The sequence below is a fragment of the Microvirga sp. 3-52 genome, assembly GCF_018383585.1.
Classification (GTDB): domain Bacteria; phylum Pseudomonadota; class Alphaproteobacteria; order Rhizobiales; family Beijerinckiaceae; genus Microvirga.
On record NZ_JAHAMK010000028.1, the window covers coordinates 35,698 to 62,404 of the forward strand.

The window sequence follows — 26,707 nt, forward strand, 5'->3', positions numbered from 1 at the left end:
CAGCGAAACGCATCACATCCGTTCGCTGAACGTGCCGTGCTGAGCCCGCGGATTGAGGCGCGCGAAGTCATCTCCTTTCACATGAACAAGCGTGGCATGATCTCCGCCTTCGAAATAGACGTCCGGCTGCCGCTCCATGCTGTTCTCGACGATGACGTCGAGGCCATAGCACGTACCAACGGGCGGAATGGCGCCGCGATCGCAGTCGCGGAATACCTCGACGATCTCATCCTCGGACGCCAGGTGCAGTTCCTGGCCCAGTTCCATCTTGAGATCGGACAGACGCAGATGATGGGACGCCGGCAGAACGGCGAGCATGTAGTTCCGACCGTCGCTGAGCATGATGCCCTTTGCCAGCCGATCGCCCGGCACATGGCCCGCATGGGCCGTGCCCAGCGACGTCATTGCCGGTTCGTGCTGGATCAGGTCGTAGCTGATGCCTTGATCGGACATGTAGCGTTGAAGGGTTGGTGCGATTGTCATGACAACCTCCTTTGAGACGAGGACACTCGCATGCCGGGAGGGCGGCTATACTGACACACCGTCGCTTCAGGATGCGCGGTTGCTTGGAAACGCCTCGATGGTACACCCCTGACAGGCCACCTTCAATCGACTGAGGGCCGTAGCGGCAAATAATGCCCGACGCGGCTGAGCTTCAGGACTCTCGTCCCGCATGGATACTTGCGCCCTCTTGCGAGGTTCACTACGAACAGCCTTATCTCATCCTCAAGCCAAGCTTTTCAGGCGTCTCTCGAACGGGGCGCCGGAAATTTCTCGCAGGAAGACTTCTCTTGGATCAGTTCGACGTTGTGGTGATCGGCGCCGGAGCCGCCGGGATGATGTGCGCGGCGGAGGCTGGCAAGCGCGGCCGTTCCGTCCTCATCGTCGACCATGCCGGGAAGCCCGGCGAGAAGATCCGCATCTCCGGCGGCGGGCGCTGCAACTTCACCAATCTCAACGCTGCGCCGGCGAATTTCATCTCGCAGAATCCAAGCTTCGCCATTTCTGCCCTGCGCCGTTACACGCAGCGCGACTTCATCGCTCTCGTGGAGCGCTATGGCATCGCCTATCACGAGAAGACCCTGGGTCAGCTCTTCTGCGACGGCTCCTCGAAGCAGATCATCGATCTGCTGTTGAACGAAATGCGCCAGGGGAACGTGGAGCTTCGCCTCTCGACCTCCGTCGAGAGTGTGGAGAAGGCACCGGAAGGGTTTGCGCTGACGCTTTCATCCGGCGCCGTGCAATGCCGTTCCGTCGTGGTGGCGACGGGCGGAAAGTCCATTCCGAAGATGGGCGCCACCGGGTTCGGCTACGATCTCGCACAGCAATACGGCTTGAAGATCGTTGAGACGCGGCCGGCTCTCGTTCCGTTGACCCTGGAGCCCACGATGCTGGAGCGCCTCACGCCTCTGGCGGGCGTGTCGGTCGATGCGGTGGTGGGCTGTCGGAAGACGACATTTTCCGAGGCCATGCTCTTCACCCATCGCGGCCTGAGCGGCCCCGCGATCCTGCAGATCTCCTCCTACTGGCGCGAGGGCGAGGAAATCGTGCTGTCCATGCTGCCGGGCGTGAATCTGTTCGAGGAACTGCGCGCCGCCCGCACGCAGAACGGCCGGCAGGCGCTCCAGACCGCTCTGTCAGCCTTCCTGCCCAAGCGCCTGGCGCAACTGATCTCCGAAACGGAGAAGGGGCCCGCCAATCTGGCCGATTATTCCGACAAGAGACTTCGTGCCATCGATGAGGCCGTGAACCGGTGGCGCTTCAAGCCGGCGGGCTCGGAAGGTTACCGAACGGCCGAGGTGACGCTCGGGGGCGTCGATACCCGCGAACTCGATTCCAGGACCATGGAAGCCAAGGCGGTGCCCGGCCTCTACTTCATCGGAGAGGTGGTGGACGTCACCGGCTGGCTGGGTGGGTATAACTTCCAGTGGGCCTGGTCGTCCGGCTGGTGTGCCGGGCAGGCCGTCTGACCACGGCCACGATGGTGTCTCCGCAATCCTCTTTCCAGCGAACCCGGTGCCTGTGTTCTCCTGAAGGCCTGTGTTATGCTGCCGAGAGTTGGACCTCATCGGGGAGGGCTTCATGCAGTCGGGCATGATCCTCATCTGGATCGGTGCGCTGCTGATCGTGGGCGGGATTGTGCTCGCAGCAGGCCAGGTTCTTTGGAAGGGACGCCTGAGCGACCCGCATCGCATGGGCTCGACGGGCTCCGGCACGACGCTGGAACCGCGGGAGCGGGCCCGCGCGCTCCATCCCAAACACCACTGGCCCAGCATCGCCCTGGTCGCGCTGGGCATCGTCCTCATGCTGGCTGAGGCGGCTGTCTGACTGACCTGAGGACCAATCCGAACCGGCCTGTGGCAGCCCGAAAGTAGTAGAGCGAGGCAGTTTTTGCCGTCGGGTGCTTGCGTAAGGCTGCGGTTCGGGCAACGATCCGGGCATGAAGCCGCTCTCGATCCTCTTGGCTGCCGGCCTTCTCCTGACGCCCGCGTCCGTCGGCGCCTCTCCCATGCTGCTGGTGGATGCATCCACTGGTGACATTCTCGCCGCTCAGGAGGCGACCCGCTCCTGGCATCCGGCATCGCTCACCAAGATGATGACCGCCCATCTGGCGCTAACGGCCGTCAGGTCGGGCAGGGTCAGCATGGACACGTCCATTGTTCTGAGTCCAAAGGCGGCCGCACAGCCTCCCACGAAACTTGGCGTCCCGCCCGGCACATCCCTTCGGCTGGAGGACGCTCTCACGGTCATCATGGTCAAAAGCGCCAACGACGTTTCGATTGCGATCGCGGAAGCGATCGGCGGCAGCGAAGAGGCTTTTGTCGCAGCCATGAACGCGGAGGCGAGGCGTCTCGGCATGACCGGGACCCGGTTCGTCAATCCGACCGGCCTGCACGATGACCGCCAGGTCACCAATGCGCGGGACGTGGCCGTGCTCATGCTGGTGCTCCTGAGCTACCATGCCGACTACATGGACCTTCTCAGGACGCCGTCCGTGACGGTCAACGGCCGGACGCTCAAGAACACCAACAAGCTTGTCGAGGATTATGCCGGCCTTGAAGCTTCAAAGACCGGCTATGTGTGCGCTTCCGGATTCAATGTGGCCGTCTCGGCCCTTCGCGGGGGTCGACGGGTCATCGGCGTGGTTCTCGGCTCACCCAGTGCAGCGACGAGGACGCTGGTCATGCGGGAACTTCTCAACACCGGCCTGTCGGAAGCGGCGGGTCCCATCGGCAATCTCCGCATGATGAAGGCCGAGGCACCGATGCCTGCTGCGGATCTTCGTCGTCTCAGGTGCGGCCGACAGGATCCCGCACGATTGGAGGTCAGGGCGGCTGGACGCGTTGCCAAACAGACGGAGGTTCAGCCGCTTCGTCGATGACCGAAGGGTTCGCTTGCAATTTCAACAACGCTTCCGTTGCTTCAGGGGCAAAACAAATCATCCGGCCGATAAGGCCGTGGCCAGCATGTATGGATAGCGCAGTTGCCGTCTCCCGCACGGGCGGGTTGCAAGGTCAAGCAACTGCAGGACGCATCGACGAACGATGAGTCCTATGCCTTGGATTCAGACGGTCATCGGCAATACAGATTGCCGTAAGCATCCCGATAAGTGCCATAGGGGCACGGGCTGCGTGGGGCGGTGGCCGCTCCGACGATGGCGCCGCCGGCAGCCCCGACGGCGGCTCCGGCCAAGGCTCCGCTCGTCCGCCCTGTCGCCGCTCCGCCGACTGCGGCACCCGTAACCCCACCGATGACCGCGCCGCCGGCCGCACGTTCTCCCGGTGTGGTGCAGGCCGCCATGGAAAGCATGAGTGTACTCGCCGCGATGGCTGTCATGATTGTCCTCATCGCACTTTCCCTTCTCGGTTCAGGGTCCTGGACCCGGCTGAGGATCACGGCATCGGACGTGAAGATCAAATTCATGCATCGATCGATCCGATGCCCGGATGCATAAGTAGCGCATCGTTCGCGGAGGAAAACAGGATCCCCATTTTGCTCGCACGCACTTCACGCCCTGCACGATGCGCCAGGATCGGCTATAGCCTCGCCCGACAGGCCCGCTTTGACTGTTCGGAAAGTCCCTGTTTTGGAGTGGTGTAAGGCCTGAATTGTGGCTCGACAATCTCGCTCGCGTCAGGTTCCGATCCCGCCGTGAACAATGCTTCGAGCCGTGCCACGGCTGAATATTCCACCGAGCCTCATGGTATTCCTCCCGCCCGCTCGGGGTAACACCTGATGGACGTATCAGCCGTTCCCATTACTCTCCAGAGGCTGTCGCTACAGGAGGAGGGTTTCCCATGGCCGAGCTGGTGGTCGTTGGATTCGACAACCCGAACGATGCAGACCGTGTCCTGACCGAACTGACCCGGATGCAAAAGGAATATCTCATTGATCTGGAAGACGCCGTCGTTGCCATCCGTGGATCTGACGGTGCCGTGCGGGTCAAGCAGAGCGTCAACCTCGTGAGACTTGGAGCGACCTCCGGCGGCTTGTCCGGCGCGATGTGGGGCAGCTTCATCGGGTTGCTGTTCCTCAATCCGCTCGCGGGCCTCGCCATCGGCGGTGCCGTCGGAGCAAGCTCGGGAGCCTTGTCCGGGAGCATGATCGACTTCGGCATCAATGACGATTTCATCAAATCCATCGGCGAGACCCTTCAGCCGGACACGTCCGCCCTGTTCCTGCTGATCCGGAAGTCCCAGCCCGAGAAGGTGCTTGCCGAACTCTCCGGCTTCAAGGGACGCGTCATCCGCTCCTCGCTGTCGCCAGAACAGGAAGCAAAGCTCCAGGCTGCCCTGTCGCAGGCGCATGCGCCGAGTCCGAGCGAAGGCGTCGCCGCCGCAGGCTCGGTGGCGGCGCAAACGCCGTAGGATCTCATGGGACGTTCCGGAGAGTAAATATCCGCTTCGCGCCGGTCATATAGACTTCCTCGCAACGAGCCCTCCCTGATCTCATGGCCGGGGATCGAGCGACACTTACTCTCGGGCTCCCGGTCGGATCGCGATTCTACGATGCGTTTGACGCTGTCGGGATTATAGTGACGGCGCGTTCGTCGACATGGTGAAGGATCGGGAGGGTGCAATGGCGATATCGTTGGACGCCGCGGCGGAGGTATTCCGTGAAGCGATGCGGGATGCCGTCAAGCGCTATTCGCTGTGGTACCTCGTCGAGGGGCTTCTTCTGATCGCAGCCGGCGTCCTTGCGATCGTCTACCCTATCTTTTCATCGACGGCAGTGATCGTTCTCCTTGGCTGGCTACTGGTGATCAGCGGCCTGGTGCAGGCGCTCAGTCTCATCAGTGCAAGGCACGTGCCGCACTTCTGGCTGCAGCTGATCTCCATCTGCCTTGCCATGCTGATCGGCTTCCTGTTCCTGCGCGACCCGGAGCAGGGTTTGGCGACTATCACGCTTCTCCTCATCGTGTTCTTCATGATGGAGGGCATTTCGAAAGTCGTCTTCGCGTTGACGATCCGCCCGTTTCCCAACTGGGGCTGGGTTCTGGCCAGCGGCATGGTCGGCATTGTGCTTTCAGTCGTCCTCTGGACCTATCTGCCGGTGACGTCCGTATGGCTTTTGGGATTTCTGCTCGGCATGAATCTGATCAGCGTCGGTTCGGCGATTGCCTATCTCGCCTGGCAGGTGAGGACGAGCTGACGTCGTGTCGGCGACGAGCCGGGTCAGAACCGCCAGATCTGCCGCACGAGGAAGACCGATACGACGAAGAGCCAGATGAGCAGCAGCAGTCCGAGCTTCCAGTAATCGCCTCCCGGGTGATCACGTTGCCTAAACGGCTCTGTCACAGGAACATAGACAAGGGTGGAGGGACCCTGATCGGCACCTGGCGGTGGCTGCTGCTTCGTTGCAGAACAAGGCTCACGGACCTGCTGCAAGCATTCGATTGCTCGTTAGGCGAACACTCGGTATCGTATAACAAAGTCGCGCTCCAGCCTGCCCACTCCAGAATTGTCGAGATGGAAGGCCTCGGAAATTCAGGCCGGTGCGTTGGCGACAGGTGGCAACGGATAAAACCAGTGATCTCCGACGCTACGATAAACCGGGAGAGACGATGTGGATCGGCCTCAAGCTCCCTTGGAAGAAGCTCGTCGCGTATCCTCCGATTTCGGATTGACGCACTGGGCTTTGATCACGCTCGTGATCCTGGCTTTCCTGGGTGCGATCTATGTGGCCGAGGCGGTTATCGCTCCGGTTGCCTTCTCGCTGTTCCTGATCGCGATCGTCTGGCCGCTGCAATTCCGCCTCCAGACCTATATCCCACGCCTGATCGCCTTGGCGATCAGCGTCATGCTGCTCGTGGTGGCGTTCAGCGGCTTCGCTTCGCTCATCGTCTGGGCCTTCAGTCGGGTCGGGCGTTGGATCCTCATCAACTTGAGCCGGTTCCAGGCGCTCTACAACCAGATGGCTTTTTGGCTCGAGGAGCAAGGGATCGCTGTGGCGAGCCTTTGGGCCGATCACTTCAACATCAGCTGGATCGTGGGCCTCATGCAGAAGCTCACCGGCCAGGTGAATACGACCTTGAGCTTCTGGCTCGTCGTTCTCGTCTATGTCATCCTGGGCTTGCTCGAGGTCGAAGGAACGGCCAGAAAGATCGGAACTCTTCCGAACCGTCGTATCGCGCGGGTCTTGCTCGCCGGAAGCGAGGAGGCAGCGGCAAAGATCAGGCGATACATGGTGGTGCGAACCATGATGAGCGTCCTGACCGGCGTACTCGTTTGGGCCTTCGCAATGCTCTTCGGGCTGCCGCTCGCCCAGGAGTGGGGGGTGATTGCCTTCACGTTGAACTACATCCCCTTCATCGGTCCCTTCATCGCGACGCTGTTTCCGACATTGCTCGCGATGGTCCAGTTCGACACCTGGCAGGCCGTCATAGTGGTCTTCGCCTGCCTGAATGTGATCCAATTCGTGGTCGGAAGTTACATCGAGCCGCGCCTCTCCGGTACCATGCTCGCCATGTCGCCCTTCGTCGTGCTGTTCTCGATCTTCCTCTGGACGTTCTTATGGGGACTGCCGGGAACGTTCATCGGCCTCCCGATCACGATTGCCGTTCTCACCTTCTGTGCCCAGGATCCATCGACCCGTTGGCTGGCGATACAGCTGGGTCCGCCGGAGGAGACGGATCAGCCCATCCCCGATCATGCCCATCCAGAAGCCTGACCTCCACCCGCTCCGGCATGGCGAGCTTCAGCTCGCCATGGCTGACCGCAAGCGTGTGCACGAAGAACGAGGCGCTGCCGTTCTCCGCCACATCCATCACGGGAGAGGAGGCGGAGACGATCCGAACGCCCCCGGACTGCCCGATCCATTCGGTGTGCCGGTGCCCGTGGAACACCACGAGCCGGTCGGCAAAGGGGCGGAGCTGTCTGACGAACCATGAGCCGTTGATCAGAGCCGTGCCAATGCGCTCGGAGAATGCTTTCGCCGGCGTGGGATACTCTACGAGATGGTGATGAAGCGCCACGATCCAGCCGGCGCGCGGATACCGCTCCATGGTGGTCGTAAGGCCCTGCGCTTGAAGAGCCGATATGATGCCAAGAGCATTCGTGAAGGAAAAATGTGCTTCCGCGTTCGAGTTAAGAAGCACGACGCCGACGCCGTCATCTGTTTTCGGTGGAACGATCATGGGGAACACGTCATCCCAGATCTGAGCCAGTCGTAGAGATTGGCGGATCCCTCCTGAATCGGCAAAGGTCTCGATGTCGTCCCGGTACCGGGCGAGACGTTCCGTGAGGGTGAGGCCGAGGCGTCCGGTGTCGGAATCGAAGCAGAAGACCTTGTCTCCCTGCAGAGCTTCGATGGCGGAGAGGGTCCGGAACTGGCGAAGGCGCTTACCTGGACTCGTCGGCAATTCGAGCCGAGCCGGATTGGCACGATCGACGACATTGACGTCATGGTTGCCGGGAAGGATCAGCAGACGCCCGGCGAGTTCGGGATGAGCCACGACCGCATCCATGAACTCCGCCCACTCTCCGGACCGGCCCGCATCCGTCATGTCGCCGGTGATCAGAACAAGGTCCAGGGGATGCTGTGCGTGAAAAGCATCCAGCCGATCGAGGACACGGCGGATTCTCTCGTTGCCTTGAGGACCTGTCCGGCCGCTTTCGATCCGGAATCCGTAGCGCTCTCCGACCGCATGGAGATCGGACAGGTGCGCGATGCGCCAGGTTCGAGCATCGGAGGGCATATCGGTGAAGGTCATGAGGTCGGCGGGCCGTCCCAAGGCGCCATCTGCAAGGGCCCATATGAGGGCGGCGCCCGTGACATAGCATCCGACGATGACCACGGCATTGGCGAGGGCAGGGCCAATCAGCTGGAACGGCGCCAGAACGTCTCCCGCTTCACCGACCCAGCGTGAAGCAGGCCAGGCGAGGACGACGAGCCAGAGCGACAAGGAACTCACCAGGATGCCGCCTCCGACTGCCGCGATGGCGTACAGATGCGTATGCCGACGTGGCCTGAGATCGGGAGCGAGTTTGCCGATGACGTGCCGCAACCCTTCGCGAAACAAGGCATAGACGGGCTGAACGGCCAGTGCATTGAGAGACCAGAAGCTTTGTTCGGCAGCACGCAACACAGGTTTTCCGCCGATCCACGCGAGGGTGATGAGACCGGCAACGATCAGCAGCGACCAGAATCCTGCCAGTGCGGACGCGACCTGTCCGGATATTGTGGTTGCCCATCCCAGAATGACCAACGGCGCAAGGCCCAGGAGGATGGCAGGGAGGCCGATCAGCATGATCCAGGCTAGGACGAGCTTCGGAAGGCTGATCTCTGCAAGAAGTCGTCCGCCGATGGCAAGAAGAGACCGGCTCTTGGTGCTCGCGACGTCATCCTCCGCATCGCCGAGGCGCGGATCGATCAGCATGGGCTTCCAAAGATCCATTCGTGGCAACGGATTCGGCTCCCGCATGGTCTCTTACCTGCCAAGTTCTGCCAGTGCGATCTCTGCCGTGGCAGTCGGATCGATCACGAAGTCAAGCGCGTATTCCAGTTCGCTGAAGTGCTGCAACGGCATAGAGCGGCATGCGCTCGCTCAGCCCCTTCAGGGCAAAGTCGCCCCTAGCCTCCAAAGGCAGATTGGATCCGGCAACGAGATCTCGCACCGTCCGCGATACCAGTACCTCGCCACCATCTGCCAGGGAGGCGATCCGGGCCGCGATATGAACCGCTATGCCGCCGATATCGTCACCCTTCATCTCGACCTCACCGGTATGGACGCCACATCGGACATTCAAGTTCAATGGATGGAGCGCGTCGATGATCCCGCTCGCGCATCGGACGGCGCGAGCGGGGCCGTCGAAGGTCGCCAGAAATCCATCGCCGAGCGTCTTGATCTCACGTCCCCGAAATCGGTCGATTGCGTCTCGGATGATTCTATCGTGCTCGCTGAGAAGGGCATGCCAGCCGCGGTCGCCCATCGCTGCCGCTCTTCTGGTTGAATCCACGATATCCGTGAACAAGACGGTCGCCAGCACCCGGTCCGGTTCGCTCTCAGTGTGCGTGCCGGTGAGAAACTCCTCGATCTCATTGGTCAGCGGGTTCACGTTGCCCGCCCACATGACATGATCCATTCCCGGAAGCTCGACATATTTCGCTCCAGGTATGTTGGCTGCGAGATAGCGACCTCCCTCCACATTGACCCGTGTGTCGTCCGAGCGATGCAGGACGAGTGTCGGCACGCGGATTGCCGGAAGGATATGGCGCACGTCGATCGGGCTGTTCATCCGCATGAGAGTGATGACGGCCGAGGGGCTGGCGCCCATCCGCTCGAACCGCGCCCACCATTGCTTAAATCGCTCATCCGCCATCATGGTCGGTGCAAAGGCGCCGAGACTTTCGCCCTGTCCCCAGGATCGATCGACCTTCTCCAGAAACCGTTCGAACCGGTCGGGCGGCAATACCCATGTGTGGAAATCGGCATAGGTGCCGTAAAGGATCAGGGACTGAGTCCGTTCAGGGTAGGTCGCCGCAAAGAGCATGCTCATTGCGCCCCCTTCGGATATTCCCAGGAGGGCGGCTTTCCTGCTGCCCACGGCATCCATGACCGCGCGCACATCGTCCATGCGCTCCTCGAGCGTCGGAAGGTTTCCCAGGCGGTCCGAAAGCCCGGTGCCGCGCTTGTCGAAGAGGATGAGACGGCTGAATGTACTCAGGCGCGACAGGAAATGAGCCATGTTCGGCTCGTCCCAGTAAAGATCGAGATTGGAGATGAACCCTGGAACGAAGACCAGATCGAGCGGTCCCTGGCCGACCACCTGGTAGGCGATCCTGAGATCGCCGCTTCTGGCGTAGTATGTGTCGACCGGCATGGCCTGGCTCCGAAACTGGCTGTCCGACGCGATGGTCAGAAGCAGGGGGGATTCAGGTTGGGTCCGACACGGACATGCCACCATGGCATCGTGCGGGCTAGAGCAGGGACAAATGCTCTGCTCTAGCCCGCGTTATGTCAAATCGAAAAGCCAAGTGACAGCGAAACTGTGTTTCCCCGCGCGCTTGACTGAACGGTGAATGCGGACAGCGATCTTCTTCAAGCCGCCGAGGATGTATTGACCGGCAGGGACTCCAGCGCGCCCGCCTCGTCGATGCGGCGGACGAGATCGTCCACTTCCTCTTCCGTCTGGTAGATGCCGAACCCGAGGCGCAGGCGTTGTCCGCGGACGTCGGTCACCACGCGCAGCTCCGCCAGATCGCGATGGATCGCTTGAGCCGCCGGCGTCTGGAAGGTGAGGAAATTGCCGCGCCGTGTCTCGTCGGCTGGCACGACGAGCGGGGCTTCCTCGAACAGGATGGAATTACTGATGCGCCGCAGGAAGTGCTGTTGCAGCGCCTTTGCATGGGCGTGGATGATGCCCGGCGTGATGCCTTCATCCGCCAGCCAGCGCATGACCGCGTTGAAGCGATAGAGACCCGAGGCGTCGAAGGTCGCACCCATGAAGCGCCAGGCATCGTCGCTGTACCCGACCTGTCCGCTCTGCGCGTTGGTGAGATTGCCGAAGGCGGCATACCAGCCGGTGTCGCGCGGGCGCGGCCCCCATCCGGGCGGGCAGTGCATGAAGCATGCACCTTCGCCGGCCATTGCATATTTGTAGCCGCCGGCGATGTAGAATACGCGCTCCGCGATGCTGCCGAGATCCGTCGGCCGCGCCATGAAGCCGTGATAGCCGTCGATCACGATCATGGCACCATCGCAGGCGCATTCCGCGAGCCTGCGCCCGTCGGGGGCGAAGCCAGAATTGAAGAAGACCTGACTGACGAAAACGAGATCGTAGCCGTCCTGCGCAGCCGTGAAGAAGCGGTCTTCGAATGTCGTGAAGGGTTCCGCCGGCACGCGCGTGACGGCAACGAGCCGGTCTTCTTCCAGACGTGCAATCTGGCGCGTGAAGGAATGGAATTCGCCGTCCGAGGTCAGGATGCGGACCGGGCGGTCCGTGGGGAAGCAGGAAAGAACGCGCTTCAAGAGTTCATGCGTATTGGGTGCAACCGCTATCGTCGATGGATCCGGAAGGTTGAGGTGTCCGGCCACGTGGCCGCGATACTCTTCGAGAACCGGACCTAACACATGCTCCCACTTGTCGTCGATGAGGCGGGCGGCATCGTCCCAGGCCTGGAGCTGCGCGTCGCGGGTCACATCCGGCCAGGGATGGTGGCTATGGGCCGCGAAATGCAAGCGGTCCGGCTCGGTGTTGAGGAAGCGGGAGAATTGTGAGCGAAGGTCAAGCATCGTGTATGTCCTCCGTCACAGCCTGCCACGCACGGACCAGAGTTCGGGAAAGAAGTAGTGTTCGAGCGCCTTGCGCAGATAGGCCACGCCGGTGCTGCCACCTGTGCCGCTGCGCATGCCGATGATGCGCTCCACGGTCTTCATGTGCCGGAAGCGCCATTGCTGGAAGGCATCCTCCAGATCGACCAGCTCCTCGGCGAGTTCGTAGAGATCGAAATGCTCGCCCGCGTGGCGGTAGATCTCCTCCCAGACGGCCTCGACGCTGGGATGTGCCGTGTAGGGTTGCGTTACATCGCGATCGAGCACTTCGGCCGGGATCGCGTAGCCGCGCCGCGCCAGGAGGCGCAGGGCCTCGTCGTAGAGGCTCGGCGCCCGGTAGGCGGCTTCGAGCTGCTCCGCGAGGTCGTTCCGGTGTTTGTGCGGCGCCATCTTGACGGCATCCTTGGCTCCGAGCTTGAACTCCACCAGACGGTATTGCCATGATTGGAAGCCGGAGGATTTCCCGAGGGCCGGTCGGAAGCTCAGGTAGTCGGAAGGCGTCATGGTGGAGAGCACGGTCCAAGCCTGGATCAGCTGCTCCTGGATTCGGTTGATACGCGCGGTGCATTTGAAGGCAGGCTGGAGCTCGTCCGCCCGGATATGGGCCAGTGCCGTATCGAGTTCCCGGTTCAGGAGCTTCAGCCAAAGCTCCATCACCTGATGAATGGTGATGAAGAGAAGCTCGTCGTGCTCGGCCGTCAGGGGTGTCTGGGCGGAGAGGAGAGTGTCGAGCTGGAGATAGTCCCCATAGCTCATGCCTTCTGAAAAATCGGTGTGAATCCCGTCTGTCGCTGCGGACAACGCTGTCTCCCTGATCTGCCTCCGCTTTGCTGCGGATTGTCACCTTACCTTAGCAAAGTTCGACGAAAGTAGGACATTGCGGCGGGCTTGTCACGTCGGGCGGGTCGGAATTGGCATCCTGGTCCCAAGAGGGTAGGTTGCCCGCCCTGGATTGACCCATCTTTGGAGAAACTCTCGTATGACCGACACGCTTCCCGACCGCCTGTCCTCGAACCCGAACAGCCCCTATTTCAACGAGGAGTTGATCGCCAAGGGGGTAGGCATCCGCTTCAACGGGGCCGAGAAGACCAATGTGGACGAGTATTGCATCAGCGAAGGCTGGGTCCGCGTCACCGCCGGCAATGCCAAGGATCGCTTCGGAAATCCCATGACCATCAAGCTCAAGGGCAAGGTCGAGCCTTATCTGCAGACCAAGGAGTGAGGCGAGACGGAACGCGGGACGTGGCCCCGTCATCCTCTCAGGGATTGTTGCCGGTGAAGCCCGGCCGTATGCCGCTTCGCCGATCCGGGCGGGATCCAATCCCTATAGGGCACCTTCGGCTGGCCTTGCCTCATCGGGGTTGATGAGTTCGTGAGACACCGGTTCGCGGGGCGGCTCGCCGTCATGGGGTGGGGGTCCTGCGATCAAGGCTCCGCCCATATAGGAGGGCGGATCGCTGGCCGGAAACGAATATTCCGAGCCGGCGTCGACCAGGTCGTCTTCTGCCTTCGTTGCCGTCATGACCTGAACCCCTTCGGTGACCCGGAGGCCAAGAGGAATGCGGCTGGCGCCTTCGTGTTCAGCCGAGGCCATATAAATTACCGCACCGGCGCCGTTTCGCCAAAGCCGGACGTGTGGGATGGCGCGAACGCGGATCCGGGATAAGCTTGTCGATCGGGAGCATCCCAGAGCAACGGATCCAAAAAGGGGCCGATGCTCACCCCTTCATGAGCGCATCGATGGGCGCGAGCCGAAGGTCCGCGCCAGCGAAACGCCGGACCCGCGTTCCTGCACGATGCGCTGGCGAAAGGCTTATTCTGAATGGCCGTTAGACGGCGACGGACAACACTCGTGACAGCAGGCTGGCTCCTCAGCGCGCCAGCCCTGGCCCATAGCTGGTATCCGACCTGGTGCTGCGACGATCACGATTGCCGCGAATTGACCGAGGCCAGAGGCGAGACCGTGACCGAGACGGAAGACGGCTGGAGGCTCTGGGACGGGCGCCTCGTCGGCCGTGACCATGCCAAGATGTCTCCGGACACGAAATTCCACATCTGCGAAGAACCGACAACGCGAGCCATCATCTGCTTCTTCGCCCCTCAAGGATCGTCGTGATGACCAAGCTCATTCGACGGTGCCACTGGTATTGAGCGCATCGTCCGGTGCGAGCAAGACGCGTCGGCAGAGCCGGAACTGGTTTCGCCGACGCGGCTCTTGCGATCATCTCACAGGAAAACTGAGCGGTTCCCGATTGCGGCAAAAGCAAGTGGAGGCCGAATCCCAAAAAAGAAAGCGCCCGCGTTCAGGGGCGCTTTAAGGTCCGACCCGTAGGGGCAAATAACAAGGTCGGTGAACCTATCTATTCGTGGAGTATTTTGGCCAAATTGTGACCGTTCCTGACCCGAATGAGGCGTGTCAATAGAATAACTGCGCTATTCTGACGCTATAGATGGTTTATTTGAAAACTATTTCGACTTGATCAGGCATAGCATATGATTTATGCCGGGCTAACCGTAGGGGCAAATACGGTTCGAAGGGCCGCGAACACAGTCATCTTAAGACTGGGCGCGGCCCTTTTCTCTTTATGCCCATGATTTCCGTCTATCGCCAGAACCAGCGGCGTTAGGTATGGCGTCCGTTACTTAGGCCTGCTGCGGGCTTCCTGCAGCCGTTCCATCGTCGCTTTGATCTCTTCAGCTGCCTTCAATCCACGGATGCCGATCACCCCCCGGTCGATGCTACGTCCGTTTTCGTCCTTCCGGCCGTTGAAGAAGACGTCCCGCTCCTGCTTCGACATCTTGAGGACAGTGCGGGCTTCCGTCTCGATGCGCCATTCTTCGGACCAGGTGCTGATGGACTCGCCGGTGAACTCGGAGACGGCTTTGGTATCGCGGGAGTAAGTCATCACCCTTGTATGTCGGACAGGCGTGACAAGATCGTTAATGCTCATGCGGTCGCTACGACGATTGGACAAGGTGGCCTATCAGCAGGCTGAGAGTCAGGAGCGCCGAAACGATGGGCGCGCCCAGGATGGGGCCTGTCATGCGCTCATGCCGGGCGAGCTTCGCCTTTGTGGAGGACAGATTCTGGAACGCATTGCGCCGTTCCTGATCGTTCTTGCTCATTCTCCGCTCACCCGGTCGGGAAACGGAAAAAATTCACGACGTTCCGATCAGAAGCTGAACTTGGCCGGCGCAGGTCGGTCCTGCCCGTCCTAGGGCGAAAAGATGCCTGCTTGCCTCTCGCGCATCGTCAGCAGCGGGGAGCGACAAGGATCAAGCAGCCTTTGAACTCGGAAACGGGAGAACATGAGCCGCTTCCGGACCCCTCAGAGCCTGCAGGATCTCGAGAACTCTGACCGGGGATGCCGGCGGGACAAACACTGCGTGTGCGGATGGGATCTCGGCTGGATCGAGGGCTGCGATCAGCAGCACGGGCCGGTCGGGATGATGGCTCTGGTATTCGTCCTTCAGGATCCAGCCGCAGACGAGCCCTGGCAGGCTCACCTTGCTCACGAGCCAGTCGATCTCGTCCCCTTCCTGGCACAAGGTCAGCAACGCGCGCTCTCCATTGGGTGCGGCCATCACCTCGAACCCGCTCGTCTGCAGAAGCTGAGCGAGGAGCTCGCGGGTGATCGCATCATCTTCGACAACAAGGACCGTAGCCCTGGAGCGAGGAGCGGAAAGCATTCTGGTTTCCCCCAGATGATTGACGATTCTCCGCCTCCTTCGATTAACGCCGTCTTAATTGAGGCTGCTCCTTCCGGGGGATCGTACCGAATGGTCGCCGCCACGGCCCCCGAGGCGATCCTGCCGAACCGTCCACGGGCGCCAGTCGGGTCGGCTGAGGCTTTGGTGAATGCCGCCACGCTGAAACGGGAGGCTGCCTGCGCCGTTATCCTGGCATCCTTGCTCCCTTAATTTGGAGAACGAGCCATGCGTCCCTCAGATTTCAGATTCACGATTGCTGCGATGCTGGTCGCGGTCCCGACTCTGGTATGCGCGGAGGAGGGTGGTGCGGCGGCCGGCGCGATTGCCGGCGGTACGGCGGGAGCCGTCGTGGGCGGGCCCGTCGGTGCTGCCGTCGGAGCGGGCATCGGTGGGGTAGCCGGTGGTGCCGCGTCCGGTCCGGACCAGAAGAACGTGATCATCGAGCACCGGGATGTAGGGGCGACCGGCAGCACCGGATGCTCAACAACGACACAGCAGAAGACGGACGAGTTCGGTGACACCACGACGAAACAGAAGACCGAGTGCTAGCGCATCGTGCGGACCCGCAGGGCCACGCCAGTGAAAAGTGGGCCCGGTTCTCTGCGAAGACGATGCGCTGTTCCAAAAGTGGAGCATCGTCATGCCCTCCGCCCGCTTTGCCGGAGGCGCCGCGACACACCCCGAGGGCGGCTTACCTGGTCAGACGTGAAAGCACCTGATGGGCCGCCTTCACCCGGGCCTCGTTGGGATAGCCCTTGTTCGCCAGCATGACGATGCCAACCTTCCTGCCTGGAATGAAGGCCACGTAGGCGCCGAAACCGAGGGTGGATCCGGTCTTGTTGATGATCATGTCCTTTTGCGGCGCCATGGGCGGATCGATCGCGGTTGCCGGATGGACCTTCTGGTTCATCGTGTTGCCGGCAACGAGTTTGTCCAGCGCAACCGGATAGGGGTATTGCTCCCAGATGAGATCCTGGATCAGGTCGCCCGAGCGGAAGTAGCCTCTGTGTGTCGCACGGAGGGCTTGGGCGACTTTCTCCGGCACCGAGCCGATGCCCATGTTCACCTCGAGGAAGCGGATCATGTCGACGGCGTTCGATTTCACCCCATAGGCTTCGTCCGCGAGCAGGGCTCGGGAGACGCGGATCGGCCTGTCGTCGCGGCTGTAGCCCCAGGCGTATGATTTCATCTCGGCCGCGGGAACATCGATATAGGTCCGCTGCAGACCGAGATTGTGGAACAGGTCCTGCGCCAGAGGCGCGAAACCTGCGTCCATGGTTCGTGCAGTGACCATGCCGAGAAGGCCGATGCTCGGGTTGGCATAGCTGCGATGAGTGCCCGGAGCGTCCTTGGGCTTCCACGCCCGATAATAGGCAGTAAGTTGCTTTTGATCCTTCACATTTCCAGGCAGCTGAAGTGGGAAGCCGCCTGCCGTATGCGTCGCGAGATCCAAGAGCCGCACCTTGTCGAGGGCGCTGCCCTTCAGCTCCGGCATATGCCGGGTGACGCTGTCGTTCAGCGACAGCCTGCCTTCCACCACGGCATAGGTCGCCAAGGTCGCGGTAAACGTCTTGCTGATCGAACCCAGCTCGAAGAGAGTATCGCGCGTGACGGGAACCCGAGGTTCCTTCGAGGCCAAGCCATACTCGATGAAATGGCGTTGTCCGTCGATCGTCACCGCAATGGCCAGCCCGGGGATGCCGTATTGCTCGATGACCGGCTTCATCGCTTCGTCGACAGCCTGCCGCACGATTGCGCCCTGATCGGGGGCGGCCAGAGCGTCGGACAGGGTGAAGGTGCAGGCGAGAAGAGCAGCTGCGAGCCTGGGGTAAAGTCGCGACGGCAAAAGCATCTCCTTCGGTGGGTATGTCTGTCGTTTATGAAGGTAGCACGCGCTACCGTGGATGATGACGGGGGATGGCGCACCGGGAGGCGCTATCGAGCCCGGAGTTCAACTCTTTCAACAGAGATCGCTGTATTCCATCAAGAAAGTCTTTGCTTTGCTGCCGCCATCTTGAGATTTCTACTCACATTCTTTTGGAGCCTGACAATGCGCTATGTGGCTATCGCTTCGCTTCTGATGATCGGCTTGACGAGCCAGGCCTTAGGCCAAACCAGCCCTGTGCCGGCCAATGACGCCGTGACCGCAAGCCGGGCGGATATGCGCGAGTTGATCGAGGCGACGCAGGCGGTCGCGAAGGCGTCTCGCGAGAACGTCGATCATGCCCGTGTGGTCCCGGACCTCCTCTACCAGATCCTGACGAAACTCGATAAAATCGAGGACAAGCTCGATAAGGTCGAAACGACCCTCAAAGCGACCCAGGCAGCTGCTGCCAGAAAGCGGTAGCGCATGGTGCGGACAAGTGGCCCGGGTTTTCCGGATCCAGGGTGCGCTCCTCAAAGAAGCAACATCGAATGGATCCCAAAAGTGCAAATCCGCCTTTGGGTCCGCTGCTCTGGGCTGCCAAGCGCAGCGAGTAACCGCTCTCGTCGCAGCCTTGCTAATCTCGAAGAGGCTAATCTCGGAGAGCCGTTAAAGAATTCCCTGAACCTTCAGGAGGGCCGCCACGGCGATCAGAGAGCCGCTGACGGCATAAGGAAACCATCTGGGAAAAGGGCGGTCGTGCCCGTTGTAATTGCTCATAATGAGCCCCATTGCACTTCATAACGCTGTGGTCCGGTCGATCATCATGAGCGCTCACACGACACAGCTTGCAGGCATCATCATACGACTAAAGTCGATAATGGCCAGTAGAAATCTGCCGTAGGGTAAATATTCTGTTTGGCGACTTCGGCCGGTGAGTTCGGAACGGCCGCGGTGTAGCGGGACAGGTCATGCAGAGGGTATAGCCGGACTGGGTGACGAGAGCTTCACTCAACTGTCTTACAGGACGAGGAGAGGGGTGGTGATGGAGCAACCTGGGCGTTGTCTCTACCCGCTCCATATCTTTCCCGGCCGTCCCAGGGGGACCGAATAAGGATCGTGGCATGGCCAAACTCGCTCTCTATGTGGCTCTCGAGGCAAGGGTGGGCAAAGAGGAGGAGGCGGCTGAGTTTCTGCGCTCGCTTCTGTCCCTCGCTCAGGAGGAGCCTGGTACGACGACCTGGTACGCGGTGCGCTTCGACCACAACACCTTCGCGATTTTCGATGCCTTTCCGGACGAGGACGCTCGGGATGCTCATCTGGCGGGGCAGGTTGCCGTGACCTTGATCCAACAAGCTCCGGACCTCTTCGTCGACCCTCCAGAGATCCAGCGGTTGGACATATTGGCTTATAAGCCTCATCAGGAGCCGTAATCTCCCCACCTGATGTCGCCGATCAGTAGCCACGGCCGCGAGTTGTTGGCCCATTAAATCAAAGGCGGCAGTGATGTCGCGGGTGTGGGGCGTCCTCAGGTTTATAGTCGGATGTGGTGAACAAACGCTGTGCGCAGTCATTGACAACCACAGCTTTACGCCTGGGGGTTCAATGCCGCGCTTCTTCTTCGACACCTTTGACGGGAACGAGCTCGTGTCCGATGAGGCGGGCTTGGAACTGGAGAGCGTGGAGATCGCCAAAGCCGAGGCACAGAAACGTCTGCCTGAAATGGCGACGGATGCTCTTCCTGATGGCAATCACCGAACCTTCGTGGTCAACGTGAGGGATCAAGCAGGCAAAGTCACGGTGCGGATGGCCCTCTCGCTTGTGATCGAAGAGGGCGCGGTTGACGATCAGCCCGCCAACTAGGACTTGCCCCCGATATGGTAGACTACGTCGGATCGCATTGACGCTTCCGTCCTTTGGGAGAGACCCGAGGCCGAAAGCGGGCGCAATTCGGCGAATCCTGGAACCTCACAAGTCTTGGCCCGCCGCCGCTCAGGCGCGTCCGAGCGGGCCGTCGATGATTACGTGGGGACACAGCCGGGAGCATTGCTCGATGCGGCCTTCCACCTTGTAGATGTTCTGGAGCAGGGTGGCGGTGATCACTGTCTCGACAGGTCCACACGTCACCATGGTGCCGGCATCGATCACCATCACCCGGTCCGCCACGCGCAGAACCTGGTTGAGGTCGTGGATGGCGAGGATGACGCAGATTCCGCGTTCCTTGGCGAGGGAGCGGATCAGGGCCAGCACCTCCACCTGCCGATGCAAGTCGAGGGCGCTCGTCGGCTCGTCGAGGAGCAGGATCTTCGGGTCGCGCACCAGCACCTGGGCGAGGGAGACCAGCTGACGCTGCCCGCCGCTGAGTTCATGCAGGCCTTTGAAGGAAATGGCCTCGATCTGCAGGCTGTGGAGGACGCCGTCGACTTCTTCGAGATCCTCGTCCGTGACTTTGCGGCCGGCACCCTGCTTGCGGGCGAGCAGGATCGACTCGTAGACGGTCAGCACCGTGTTCACGGAGGTGTCCTGAGGCATGTAGCAGACGTGACCCGGGCTCGGCTGAAGGGTTCCGTCGTCGATGCTGATGACGCCGGGGCCGTCGAGCAGGCCGGCGATGCGTCGGAACAGGCTCGACTTGCCGGCGGCGTTCGGCCCGATCACGGCGGTGACCTCGCCGCCCTTGAGCACCGGCGTGGTGACGCCGGAGAGAACCTCCTGCTTCCCGTAGCGCACGCCGACATCGGTGAGTTGCAGGGTCGCTACCATGAGCGCCTCCGGCTGGACATGATCAGGCTGAAAAGGAACGGCACGCCCACCAGAGCCGTGATGATGCCGATGGGAAAGATCGTTCCGGGCACGATGGACTTGCTGACGACCGAAGTGAGCGACAGGATCGCGGCGCCCGACAGAACGGAGGCGGGCAGGAAGTAGCGTTGATCCTCGCCCACCAGCATGCGGGCGATATGCGGGCCGACGAGGCCGATGAAGCCGATGGTGCCCACGAAGGCCACGGGCACGGCAGCCAGCAGGCTGATGATCATCATCGTCTCAAGGCGCAACCAGCGCACGTTGACGCCGAAGCTCGCCGCCTTGTCCTCGCCGAGGCGAAGCGCGGTAAGCGCCCAGGCGCGACGCATGAAGAGGGGGAGCGAGACCGCGAGCACGATTGTGGTGATGGCAAGCTTCGGCCATGTGGCGCGCGTCAGGCTGCCCATGGTCCAGAACACCACGGCGGAAAGCGCCTGTTCGGAGGCGAGATACTGCACCAGCGCGAGAAGCGCGTTGAAGGTGAAGACGAGGGTGATGCCGAGCAGCACGATGGTCTCGACGGTGACGCCGCGCTTCTGGCTCATGAAATGAATGAAGAGTGCTGCCGCCATGGCCATGAGAAGAGCGTTGATCGACACCACGTAATCGATGGCCCAAGGCAGGATGCCGACGCCGAAGACGAGCGCGATCGAAGCGCCGAAGCTCGCTGCTGCCGAGATGCCGAGCGTGAAGGGGCTGGCGAGCGGGTTGTTGAGGATCGTCTGCATCTGCGCGCCCGCTGCGGACAGCGCGGCGCCCACCACGACCGCCATGAGCGCTACCGGCATGCGGATGTCCCAGATCACCACGCTGATCTGCAGCGAGACATCGGGCGAACCCATGAGCGCCAGAACGACCTCGCGCATGGTGTAGCGGGCCGGACCCAGTCCGAGATCGGCGATCACGGACAAGGCCAAAACAACGGAGAGCGCAAGAAGCACGAGCTTCTTGCGCTGGACTAGGACTCGGTAGGCTCCGCGTCCTTTAGGGGCCGCAATGGCGGGCGAGTGGGCCAAGGGCCTATTCCTTGTCGGTGAGGGAGACCCAGTAGCCGGTCTTGTAGGGAACCGGCAGGAAGCGGTCGTAGAGCGCCCGCATGGTCTGCTCAGGATCGACGTCCTTGAACAGATCCGGATGCAGCCACTTGGCCATCGCCTGAATGGCGATGAACTGATAGGGGCTGTTGTAGAACTGGTGCCAGATGGCGTGAACCTGCTTGTTTTGCACGGCCTTCACGCCGGTATAGGCGGGACGCTTCATCAGCGCGGCGAGCTTGTCCCGCGCCTTGGCCTTGTCCGCCCCGGAGCCGACGCCGACCCAGGCGCCGCCGGGAACGTAGAGTTCCCAGTTCGAACCCGTGACGATGACCTGATCCGGATTGGCCGCGATAATCTGTTCCGGATTCACCACCCCGAAGGTGCCGGGAATGATCTTGGCCGCCATGTTCTGCCCGCCTGCGACTTCCACGAACTTGCCGAAGTTCTCGTTGCCGAATGACATGCAGCAATCGTCGGAATAGCCGCCCGCGCGTTCCACCATCACTACCGGCTTCGTCGGGTTCGCCTTCGCAAGGCGCTCGGTCACGAGGTCGATCTGCGCTTTTCTGAACGAGATAAACTCCTCCGCGCGCGCCTCCTTGCCGAACAGCTTGCCCATGAGGCGCATGCTCGCATCGGTGTTCTCGAACGGCTTTTCGCGGAAGTCGACGAAGACGACCGGGATGTCGATCTTGGCGAGCTTCTCGATGAGCTTGGCGTCGTCGGTGGCCGTCTTCGCCTCGATGTTGAGGAGGATCACGTCGGGCTTGAGCGAGACGGCCTGTTCCACATCGAAGGTGCCTTCCTTGAAGCCGCCGAAGGTCGGGATCTTGTCGATCTGCGGATACTTGGCGAGATAATCCTTGTAGCCGTCGAGATCCGCCTTCTGCAGATCGTCACGCCAGCCGACCACGCGCTTGAACGGCTGGTCCGTGTCGAGGGTTGCCACGAAGTACATCTGGCGCCCCTCTCCGAGGATTACTTTCTCAACAGGCGCTTTTACTTCAACTTGGCGTCCCGTGATGTCGGTCACCGTGATCTTGTCGGCCGCATGGGAAGGAACGGGCAGGAGTCCCACGAACGCCAGGACAGCACCGAGAGCCAGTTTGGAGAGTTGCATGATGCGCCTCATAATCATGGGAAAGCGGGCTTTTCCTATGTCCAGCCTGGATACCGCGCAAGGAATATCTTTTAGAATTACTTCAATTAAAAAGTAAATCTCTACTTTAAAACAGTTCTATTCTATAGTTTGTAACGATTACAGTTTGACGAGTTGCGGATTTATGCCTAGAGCAGCGCCGAAATCACTGCCTTCATGAGCCTTCGATGAATTCGAACTACACCCTTCGGGACGAGATCCGCGACTATTGGTCTTTACGCGCTCCGACCTTCGACGAGCAGGTCGGGCACGAGATCTTCTCGGATGCGGAACGGCAGGCGTGGCGAGATCTTTTCCTGCGGCATCTCGGACCCGGCGAGGGCCGCAGGGCGCTCGATCTCGCCAGTGGCACGGGCGTGATCTCTCACCTGCTGCACGGTCTCGGCTTCGTCGTCACGGGTCTCGACTGGTCGGAGGCGATGCTCAACCAGGCGCGGGCCAAGGCGGCCAAGCGTGGCGCCGACATCCGCTTCGTGATGGGCGATGCCGAGCGCACCCTGGAAAAGCCGGGGACCTACGACGTGCTCGTCACACGCCACCTGGTGTGGACGCTCGTCGATCCCAAGGCCGCGTTCAGGGAATGGCACTCTCTGCTCAAACCCGGTGGGCGGCTTCTCGTCGTCGACGGGGACTTCGTATCGGATACGCTCGTCAAGCGCATGATCCGGCTCGTCGGGAAGCTGGTGCCGGGCCTTGCCGGAGCTTCGCATGCGCCCAATGCCATGCGCGAGACCCATGAGCGCATCCTGAGCCGGGTCTACTTCTCCAGGGGAGCGCGGGCGCAGGAAGTGGCGGCGTTGCTGCGCGAGGCGGGTTTCGCAAAGACGATCATCGACCGCGATCTCAAGCCGATCCACCGCGCGCAGGCGAAGAACCTGCCGCTGCTCAAAGGGCTCGAGCGCGCCACGCAGCACCGCTACGCGGTCCTTGCGGTGAAAGACTAGAGCTCGGGGCCGCACGATTCGCTGCATCTGAAAATCCGTAGCCTGCCGGGCCGGATCGTGCTCTTCTGATGCACTCTCTAGAGCTGCACCGGGAGAAGGCATATGGGACGAGCCCTGATCGAGCTTCTCGTTGTATGCGCCGCGCTGACAGGCGGGGCGGTGTTTGGGGCTCATTCCCAGCAGAGACCGGATGTCGATTTCGCAACTCCGGACGGCTTGCCCGCCGTCGGCAAATGGATGCTGACGGCCCAGGGCGTGCCGTCCGACTGGCTCGGCGAGATCTATCATGGCAAGAACCTGCGCGAGCCGATCAACGTCATCATCCTCGATGAGGGAGCCTCATCCGCCGAGGAGGCGAAGGTGAGACTGCTGGCCGCAGCCGCTCGTGCCGGCTATCCGATCCGCTTCGGCCATTCGACGGGCTATCAGGGCTTCATCGGCGGACAGCTTTATGCGCAACTGCCCCAGGGCAGGGACGATGCCTTCTCGAACGACATCTTCGAGGTGAGCAATAATCACGGCCGCATCTTCGGGCCCCATCAACTCGGACAAGGATATCTCTTCGCAGGGGCCTTCAGCCGTGAGGAGATCGATCCGCTTCGTGATCCGCCGCATAGTTACGGTTCCTTCAACCGGGCGCGGGACGATTTCACCCAACGTCTCGACCGCAGCACCGATTTCAAGGTGAGCCGGTTCGTCGATCTCGCCAACGCGCTGATCGGCGATCCGAAGTTCACGACCGGCGATCACGACGGGATCGCCGTTGTCGTACGTGTCGGTCCGTGACGCATGCAGTGCTCACGAACGCGTCCAACATCCTCCACGTCATCACCGGCCTTGTGCCGGTGATCCCGAATGGAAAGGTGGGGCGCCTCACAGCATCGGGATGGCCGGGACATCCCCCTCCGCTGCGCTCCGGCCGGGAATGACACTGGAACTTGCCTGAACCACTATCCCGCGAGGAATCCCGCCAGCGCTCTAGGATCCACGTTGCCGCCGCTGATGATGATACCGACGCGCTTGCCCTTGCAGGGCACGATGTCGTGGAGGGCGGCCGCGGCTGCGAGGCAGCCGGTGGGCTCGACCACGATCTTCATGCGCTCGACGAAGAAGCGCATGGTGTCGACCAGTTGCGCGTCGGAGACGGTGAGGATGTCATCGACGAGGGCGCGCATGATGGGGAACGTCTTGTTGCCCACATAGGTCGTCTGCGCACCGTCGGCGATGGTGGCGGGCACAGGAATCCTGACGATGGAGCCCGTGCGGAACGATTGCTGAGCATCGTTGCCGGCTTCCGGCTCGACGCCGTAAATCCGGCAGTCGGGCGAGAGCGCCTTGGAGGAGAGCGCCGAGCCCGCGAGCAATCCGCCGCCGCCGACGCAGACGAGCAGCATGTCGAGGGGACCGACCTCTTCGATCAGCTCCTTCGTCGCCGTGCCTTGGCCGGCGATCACGTCCTCATGGTCGTAGGGCGGGATGAGGGTCAGGCCGCGCTCCTGGGAAAGCTTGCGCCCGATGGCCTCGCGATCTTCCTTGTAGCGGTCGTAAAGCACCACCTCGCCGCCGTAACCCTTGGTGGCGGCGACCTTCATGGCCGGCGCATCCTGCGGCATGATGATGACGGTCGGCACCTCCTGCAGCTGCCCGGCATAGGCGATGGCCTGGGCATGATTGCCGGAGGAGAACGCCACGACGCCGCGCTTTCTCGCGTCAGGCGACAGCCGAGCGATGGCGTTGTAGGCCCCACGGAACTTGAACGCGCCGCCCCGCTGGAAATTCTCCGCCTTGAAGAACAGCCTTCCACCCGTGCGCTCATCGGCGGTGCGGGATGTGAGAACCGGCGTTCGATGGGCCACCCCGTTGATGCGCCGCGCCGCCGTGATGACATCGTCGTAAGTCGGCAGATTCACCGAGGAAGCGGCGACGGTCTCGACGGCTTGCGGGGTTGGCGCGTTCATCAATCTCTCACGCTTTTTGAAGCTTCGGACAAGCCCTTACGCCTCCCATGCGCAAGGCCCGGTTATGATTTTAGTCCATAGCAACTTTGTGCAATGCTTGTCACCTTTGGGGCTTTTTTGAGGGCCGGGAGGTCTTTGGGGTTAGGTTTGGCCAAAGTCCGTCGCCAGCGGAACAGCCCTCCGCTCAAGCCGTTCATGCTTATCAAGGCATGACAGGAGGCCTCCCATGGACCTATGGCAAATGGTGGTGACGGACCACGCGAACATCGAAGAGCTCTGCCGCGAGGTTCTCCGGGCCACTAGCACCGGGCCTAACAGCCGCGCAGAACTCTTCGCCGATCTCCAGGACGAGCTGGAGCGGCACATTGCAGCGCAGCAGAATGTCCTTTATCCGGCTTTGTCAGGCCACGAGCGCACGGCCAGCTACGTGGCCGATCTCGAGCAAAGGCAGGACGATATCCTGCGCCAGCTCGACGACCTCGCGTCCCGGCCCGACAAGAACGGCCAGGATTGGGCCGCGGACTTCAAGGACCTGACCGGCTCCATCCGGCACGCCTTCACACTCGAGGAAAACGGCGTGATGATCGTCGCCCGCGGCGCGTTCTCCCCGAGCGAACTCAAGAGCCTTCGGCGTACCTACGAGCGCGAGCGGATCGCATCCTACGAGGCGGAGCGCTGGCATATGCCGCAATCCATGATGCCGAGCCGCTATGGACTTCCCACCGGCACGGTGTTCGGTGTGCTCGCAGGCGCTGCCGCCATCGGGGCCGGTGCGCTCCTGTGGACCATGACCCGGTCCGGCCACAGCGGCTCGCGGCAGAACAGGCCGCTGCATGAGGCACGCCGACGCCCGGAACCGCCATTTCCGCTCGACAGCGGGGTCATCGACCGGAGCCTGGAAAGCTCCCGCAATGCCGTGGGACGGACCTCATCAGGGGCCCGGACCTATCGGGCAGGCGCATCGTCGGCGGCCGGCGCAGCTTCCAGCACAGGAATGTCGGCAAGCAGGGCGACGGGCAGCGCGCAGGGAGCAGCCCAGGGCGACGACGCGCTGCTGCACGGTGCCGGCGGAGCGTCTCCCGCAGCGGGTGGAAGCCCGTCCGACGACAACTGGTTCTCTTCGGCCCATCCGCCGCGCGCGCCCTCGGGCGTGTCAACCCCGCTGCAGCCGGGCGGGACGCTTCCCGCAGGTGGCCCTGCCGCCTCCACGGGCTCCATCGGCACCGGCGGCGCACAGACGGGCGGTGCGGATTCAGGGGCGCTGAAACGGGACGGGCGATAGCGCCCGTCTCTGGTCGCCTAAAGCGCTTTTGATCTGGACTTGAATCCATTCGGGTGGGCTGTGCGTTGACAGGCATATGGCCCGGGAGGCAAGCCATGCCCCAGCCCTATTCCGCTGATCTGCGTGCGCGTGTTCTGGTCGCCGGTGCGCGCGGCGACCTTCCTCAAGTTGAGA

The 26,707-nt window shown here is 61.8% G+C and carries 29 protein-coding genes; 15 read left to right on the forward strand and 14 right to left on the reverse strand.

The window, feature by feature from the left end:
* Positions 1-12 precede the first annotated feature (12 nt).
* Complete coding sequence (locus KHP60_RS18715) at positions 13-483, reverse strand: aminoacyl-tRNA deacylase (RefSeq protein WP_213565839.1); 471 nt, start codon at positions 481-483, stop codon at positions 13-15.
* 308 nt (positions 484-791) lie between these two features.
* On the opposite strand from KHP60_RS18715, the gene KHP60_RS18720 reads away from it, so the two are divergent.
* From KHP60_RS18720 to KHP60_RS18730, 3 genes are all read left to right on the forward strand, one after another.
* A complete protein-coding gene (locus tag KHP60_RS18720; protein WP_213565840.1) occupies positions 792-1,970 on the forward strand; it encodes an NAD(P)/FAD-dependent oxidoreductase in 1,179 nt (392 codons plus the stop codon).
* 112 nt (positions 1,971-2,082) lie between these two features.
* Positions 2,083-2,328: a hypothetical protein gene (locus KHP60_RS18725; protein WP_213565841.1), complete on the forward strand. Its 246-nt coding sequence runs from the start codon at positions 2,083-2,085 to the stop codon at positions 2,326-2,328.
* 112 nt (positions 2,329-2,440) lie between these two features.
* The gene (locus KHP60_RS18730; RefSeq protein ID WP_213565842.1) at positions 2,441-3,382 is read left to right on the forward strand and encodes a D-alanyl-D-alanine carboxypeptidase family protein; all 942 of its coding nucleotides are present in this window, start codon (positions 2,441-2,443) and stop codon (positions 3,380-3,382) included.
* Positions 3,383-3,573: 191 nt separating this feature from the next.
* On the opposite strand, the gene KHP60_RS18735 is transcribed toward KHP60_RS18730, so the two are convergent.
* On the reverse strand, positions 3,574-3,849 hold the full coding sequence (locus KHP60_RS18735) for a glycine zipper domain-containing protein (RefSeq protein ID WP_213565843.1): 276 nt from the start codon (positions 3,847-3,849) through the stop codon (positions 3,574-3,576).
* Positions 3,850-4,298: 449 nt separating this feature from the next.
* Between KHP60_RS18735 and KHP60_RS18740 the strand changes: the two genes are divergently transcribed.
* The 3 genes from KHP60_RS18740 to KHP60_RS18750 all read left to right on the forward strand — a co-directional run bounded on the left by KHP60_RS18740 (position 4,299) and on the right by KHP60_RS18750 (position 7,170).
* Entirely contained in the window at positions 4,299-4,868 is a 570-nt protein-coding gene (locus KHP60_RS18740; RefSeq protein ID WP_213565844.1) for a DUF1269 domain-containing protein, read from the forward strand.
* Positions 4,869-5,079: 211 nt separating this feature from the next.
* A complete protein-coding gene (locus tag KHP60_RS18745) occupies positions 5,080-5,652 on the forward strand; it encodes an HdeD family acid-resistance protein (RefSeq protein ID WP_213565845.1) in 573 nt (190 codons plus the stop codon).
* Positions 5,653-6,066: 414 nt separating this feature from the next.
* Positions 6,067-7,170 (forward strand): AI-2E family transporter, encoded by a 1,104-nt coding sequence (locus KHP60_RS18750; RefSeq protein WP_409366299.1) that lies wholly within the window; start codon positions 6,067-6,069, stop codon positions 7,168-7,170.
* On the opposite strand, the gene KHP60_RS18755 is transcribed toward KHP60_RS18750, so the two are convergent.
* From KHP60_RS18755 to kynA, 4 genes are all read right to left on the reverse strand, one after another.
* A complete protein-coding gene (locus tag KHP60_RS18755) occupies positions 7,064-8,878 on the reverse strand; it encodes a metallophosphoesterase (protein ID WP_249688924.1) in 1,815 nt (604 codons plus the stop codon). The two genes, KHP60_RS18750 and KHP60_RS18755, sit on opposite strands and share 107 nt — an antisense overlap.
* 109 nt (positions 8,879-8,987) lie before the next feature.
* Positions 8,988-10,322 carry an adenylate/guanylate cyclase domain-containing protein gene (locus KHP60_RS18760; RefSeq protein ID WP_213565846.1) on the reverse strand — a complete coding sequence of 445 codons (1,335 nt, stop codon included), beginning with the start codon at positions 10,320-10,322 and terminating at the stop codon, positions 8,988-8,990.
* Positions 10,323-10,540: 218 nt separating this feature from the next.
* Positions 10,541-11,734 (reverse strand): aminotransferase class V-fold PLP-dependent enzyme, encoded by a 1,194-nt coding sequence (locus KHP60_RS18765; protein WP_213565847.1) that lies wholly within the window; start codon positions 11,732-11,734, stop codon positions 10,541-10,543.
* A gap of 15 nt (positions 11,735-11,749) precedes the next feature.
* The gene (gene kynA / locus KHP60_RS18770) at positions 11,750-12,574 is read right to left on the reverse strand and encodes a tryptophan 2,3-dioxygenase (protein ID WP_283770726.1); all 825 of its coding nucleotides are present in this window, start codon (positions 12,572-12,574) and stop codon (positions 11,750-11,752) included.
* A 178-nt stretch (positions 12,575-12,752) separates the two neighbouring features.
* On the opposite strand from kynA, the gene KHP60_RS18775 reads away from it, so the two are divergent.
* On the forward strand, positions 12,753-12,995 hold the full coding sequence (locus KHP60_RS18775) for a DUF3297 family protein (protein ID WP_213565848.1): 243 nt from the start codon (positions 12,753-12,755) through the stop codon (positions 12,993-12,995).
* 630 nt (positions 12,996-13,625) lie between these two features.
* Complete coding sequence (locus KHP60_RS18780) at positions 13,626-13,889, forward strand: hypothetical protein (RefSeq protein WP_213565849.1); 264 nt, start codon at positions 13,626-13,628, stop codon at positions 13,887-13,889.
* Positions 13,890-14,412: 523 nt separating this feature from the next.
* Here KHP60_RS18780 and KHP60_RS18785 read toward each other — a convergent pair.
* The 3 genes from KHP60_RS18785 to KHP60_RS18795 all read right to left on the reverse strand — a co-directional run bounded on the left by KHP60_RS18785 (position 14,413) and on the right by KHP60_RS18795 (position 15,463).
* Positions 14,413-14,679, reverse strand: coding sequence for a hypothetical protein (locus KHP60_RS18785; protein ID WP_213565850.1), 267 nt, complete (start codon positions 14,677-14,679; stop codon positions 14,413-14,415).
* 52 nt (positions 14,680-14,731) lie between these two features.
* Positions 14,732-14,899 (reverse strand): hypothetical protein, encoded by a 168-nt coding sequence (locus tag KHP60_RS18790; protein ID WP_213565851.1) that lies wholly within the window; start codon positions 14,897-14,899, stop codon positions 14,732-14,734.
* 150 nt (positions 14,900-15,049) lie between these two features.
* Positions 15,050-15,463: a response regulator gene (locus KHP60_RS18795; RefSeq protein WP_213565852.1), complete on the reverse strand. Its 414-nt coding sequence runs from the start codon at positions 15,461-15,463 to the stop codon at positions 15,050-15,052.
* A gap of 246 nt (positions 15,464-15,709) precedes the next feature.
* On the opposite strand from KHP60_RS18795, the gene KHP60_RS18800 reads away from it, so the two are divergent.
* Positions 15,710-16,033: a hypothetical protein gene (locus KHP60_RS18800; RefSeq protein WP_213565853.1), complete on the forward strand. Its 324-nt coding sequence runs from the start codon at positions 15,710-15,712 to the stop codon at positions 16,031-16,033.
* Positions 16,034-16,175: 142 nt separating this feature from the next.
* On the opposite strand, the gene ampC is transcribed toward KHP60_RS18800, so the two are convergent.
* Complete coding sequence (gene ampC / locus KHP60_RS18805; RefSeq protein ID WP_213565854.1) at positions 16,176-17,336, reverse strand: class C beta-lactamase; 1,161 nt, start codon at positions 17,334-17,336, stop codon at positions 16,176-16,178.
* 198 nt (positions 17,337-17,534) lie between these two features.
* Between ampC and KHP60_RS18810 the strand changes: the two genes are divergently transcribed.
* From KHP60_RS18810 to KHP60_RS18820, 3 genes are all read left to right on the forward strand, one after another.
* On the forward strand, positions 17,535-17,831 hold the full coding sequence (locus tag KHP60_RS18810) for a hypothetical protein (RefSeq protein ID WP_213565855.1): 297 nt from the start codon (positions 17,535-17,537) through the stop codon (positions 17,829-17,831).
* A gap of 641 nt (positions 17,832-18,472) precedes the next feature.
* Positions 18,473-18,781: a putative quinol monooxygenase gene (locus KHP60_RS18815; RefSeq protein ID WP_213565856.1), complete on the forward strand. Its 309-nt coding sequence runs from the start codon at positions 18,473-18,475 to the stop codon at positions 18,779-18,781.
* A 172-nt stretch (positions 18,782-18,953) separates the two neighbouring features.
* Entirely contained in the window at positions 18,954-19,211 is a 258-nt protein-coding gene (locus tag KHP60_RS18820; RefSeq protein ID WP_213565857.1) for a DUF6894 family protein, read from the forward strand.
* Between the two features lie 129 nt (positions 19,212-19,340).
* Here the strand turns inward: KHP60_RS18820 and KHP60_RS18825 are convergent, their stop codons facing one another.
* The 3 genes from KHP60_RS18825 to KHP60_RS18835 are packed head-to-tail and all read right to left on the reverse strand — an operon-like array spanning position 19,341 to position 22,310.
* Positions 19,341-20,111, reverse strand: a complete 771-nt coding sequence (locus KHP60_RS18825) for an ABC transporter ATP-binding protein (RefSeq protein ID WP_213565858.1) — start codon at positions 20,109-20,111, stop codon at positions 19,341-19,343.
* Complete coding sequence (locus tag KHP60_RS18830; protein ID WP_213565859.1) at positions 20,105-21,169, reverse strand: iron ABC transporter permease; 1,065 nt, start codon at positions 21,167-21,169, stop codon at positions 20,105-20,107. The genes KHP60_RS18825 and KHP60_RS18830 overlap by 7 nt, the downstream gene beginning before the upstream one ends.
* A gap of 4 nt (positions 21,170-21,173) precedes the next feature.
* Positions 21,174-22,310: an ABC transporter substrate-binding protein gene (locus KHP60_RS18835; protein WP_249688926.1), complete on the reverse strand. Its 1,137-nt coding sequence runs from the start codon at positions 22,308-22,310 to the stop codon at positions 21,174-21,176.
* A 206-nt stretch (positions 22,311-22,516) separates the two neighbouring features.
* On the opposite strand from KHP60_RS18835, the gene KHP60_RS18840 reads away from it, so the two are divergent.
* Together KHP60_RS18840 and KHP60_RS18845 are read left to right on the forward strand one after the other, a co-directional pair.
* Positions 22,517-23,293, forward strand: coding sequence for a class I SAM-dependent methyltransferase (locus tag KHP60_RS18840; protein WP_213565860.1), 777 nt, complete (start codon positions 22,517-22,519; stop codon positions 23,291-23,293).
* A gap of 102 nt (positions 23,294-23,395) precedes the next feature.
* Positions 23,396-24,079 carry a hypothetical protein gene (locus KHP60_RS18845; protein WP_213565861.1) on the forward strand — a complete coding sequence of 228 codons (684 nt, stop codon included), beginning with the start codon at positions 23,396-23,398 and terminating at the stop codon, positions 24,077-24,079.
* Between the two features lie 164 nt (positions 24,080-24,243).
* Here the strand turns inward: KHP60_RS18845 and KHP60_RS18850 are convergent, their stop codons facing one another.
* Entirely contained in the window at positions 24,244-25,251 is a 1,008-nt protein-coding gene (locus tag KHP60_RS18850) for a threo-3-hydroxy-L-aspartate ammonia-lyase (RefSeq protein WP_213565862.1), read from the reverse strand.
* A gap of 226 nt (positions 25,252-25,477) precedes the next feature.
* Here KHP60_RS18850 and KHP60_RS18855 point away from each other — a divergent pair, with 226 nt between their 5' ends.
* Positions 25,478-26,533 carry a hemerythrin domain-containing protein gene (locus tag KHP60_RS18855; protein ID WP_213565863.1) on the forward strand — a complete coding sequence of 352 codons (1,056 nt, stop codon included), beginning with the start codon at positions 25,478-25,480 and terminating at the stop codon, positions 26,531-26,533.
* The last annotated feature ends 174 nt before the right edge of the window (positions 26,534-26,707 follow it).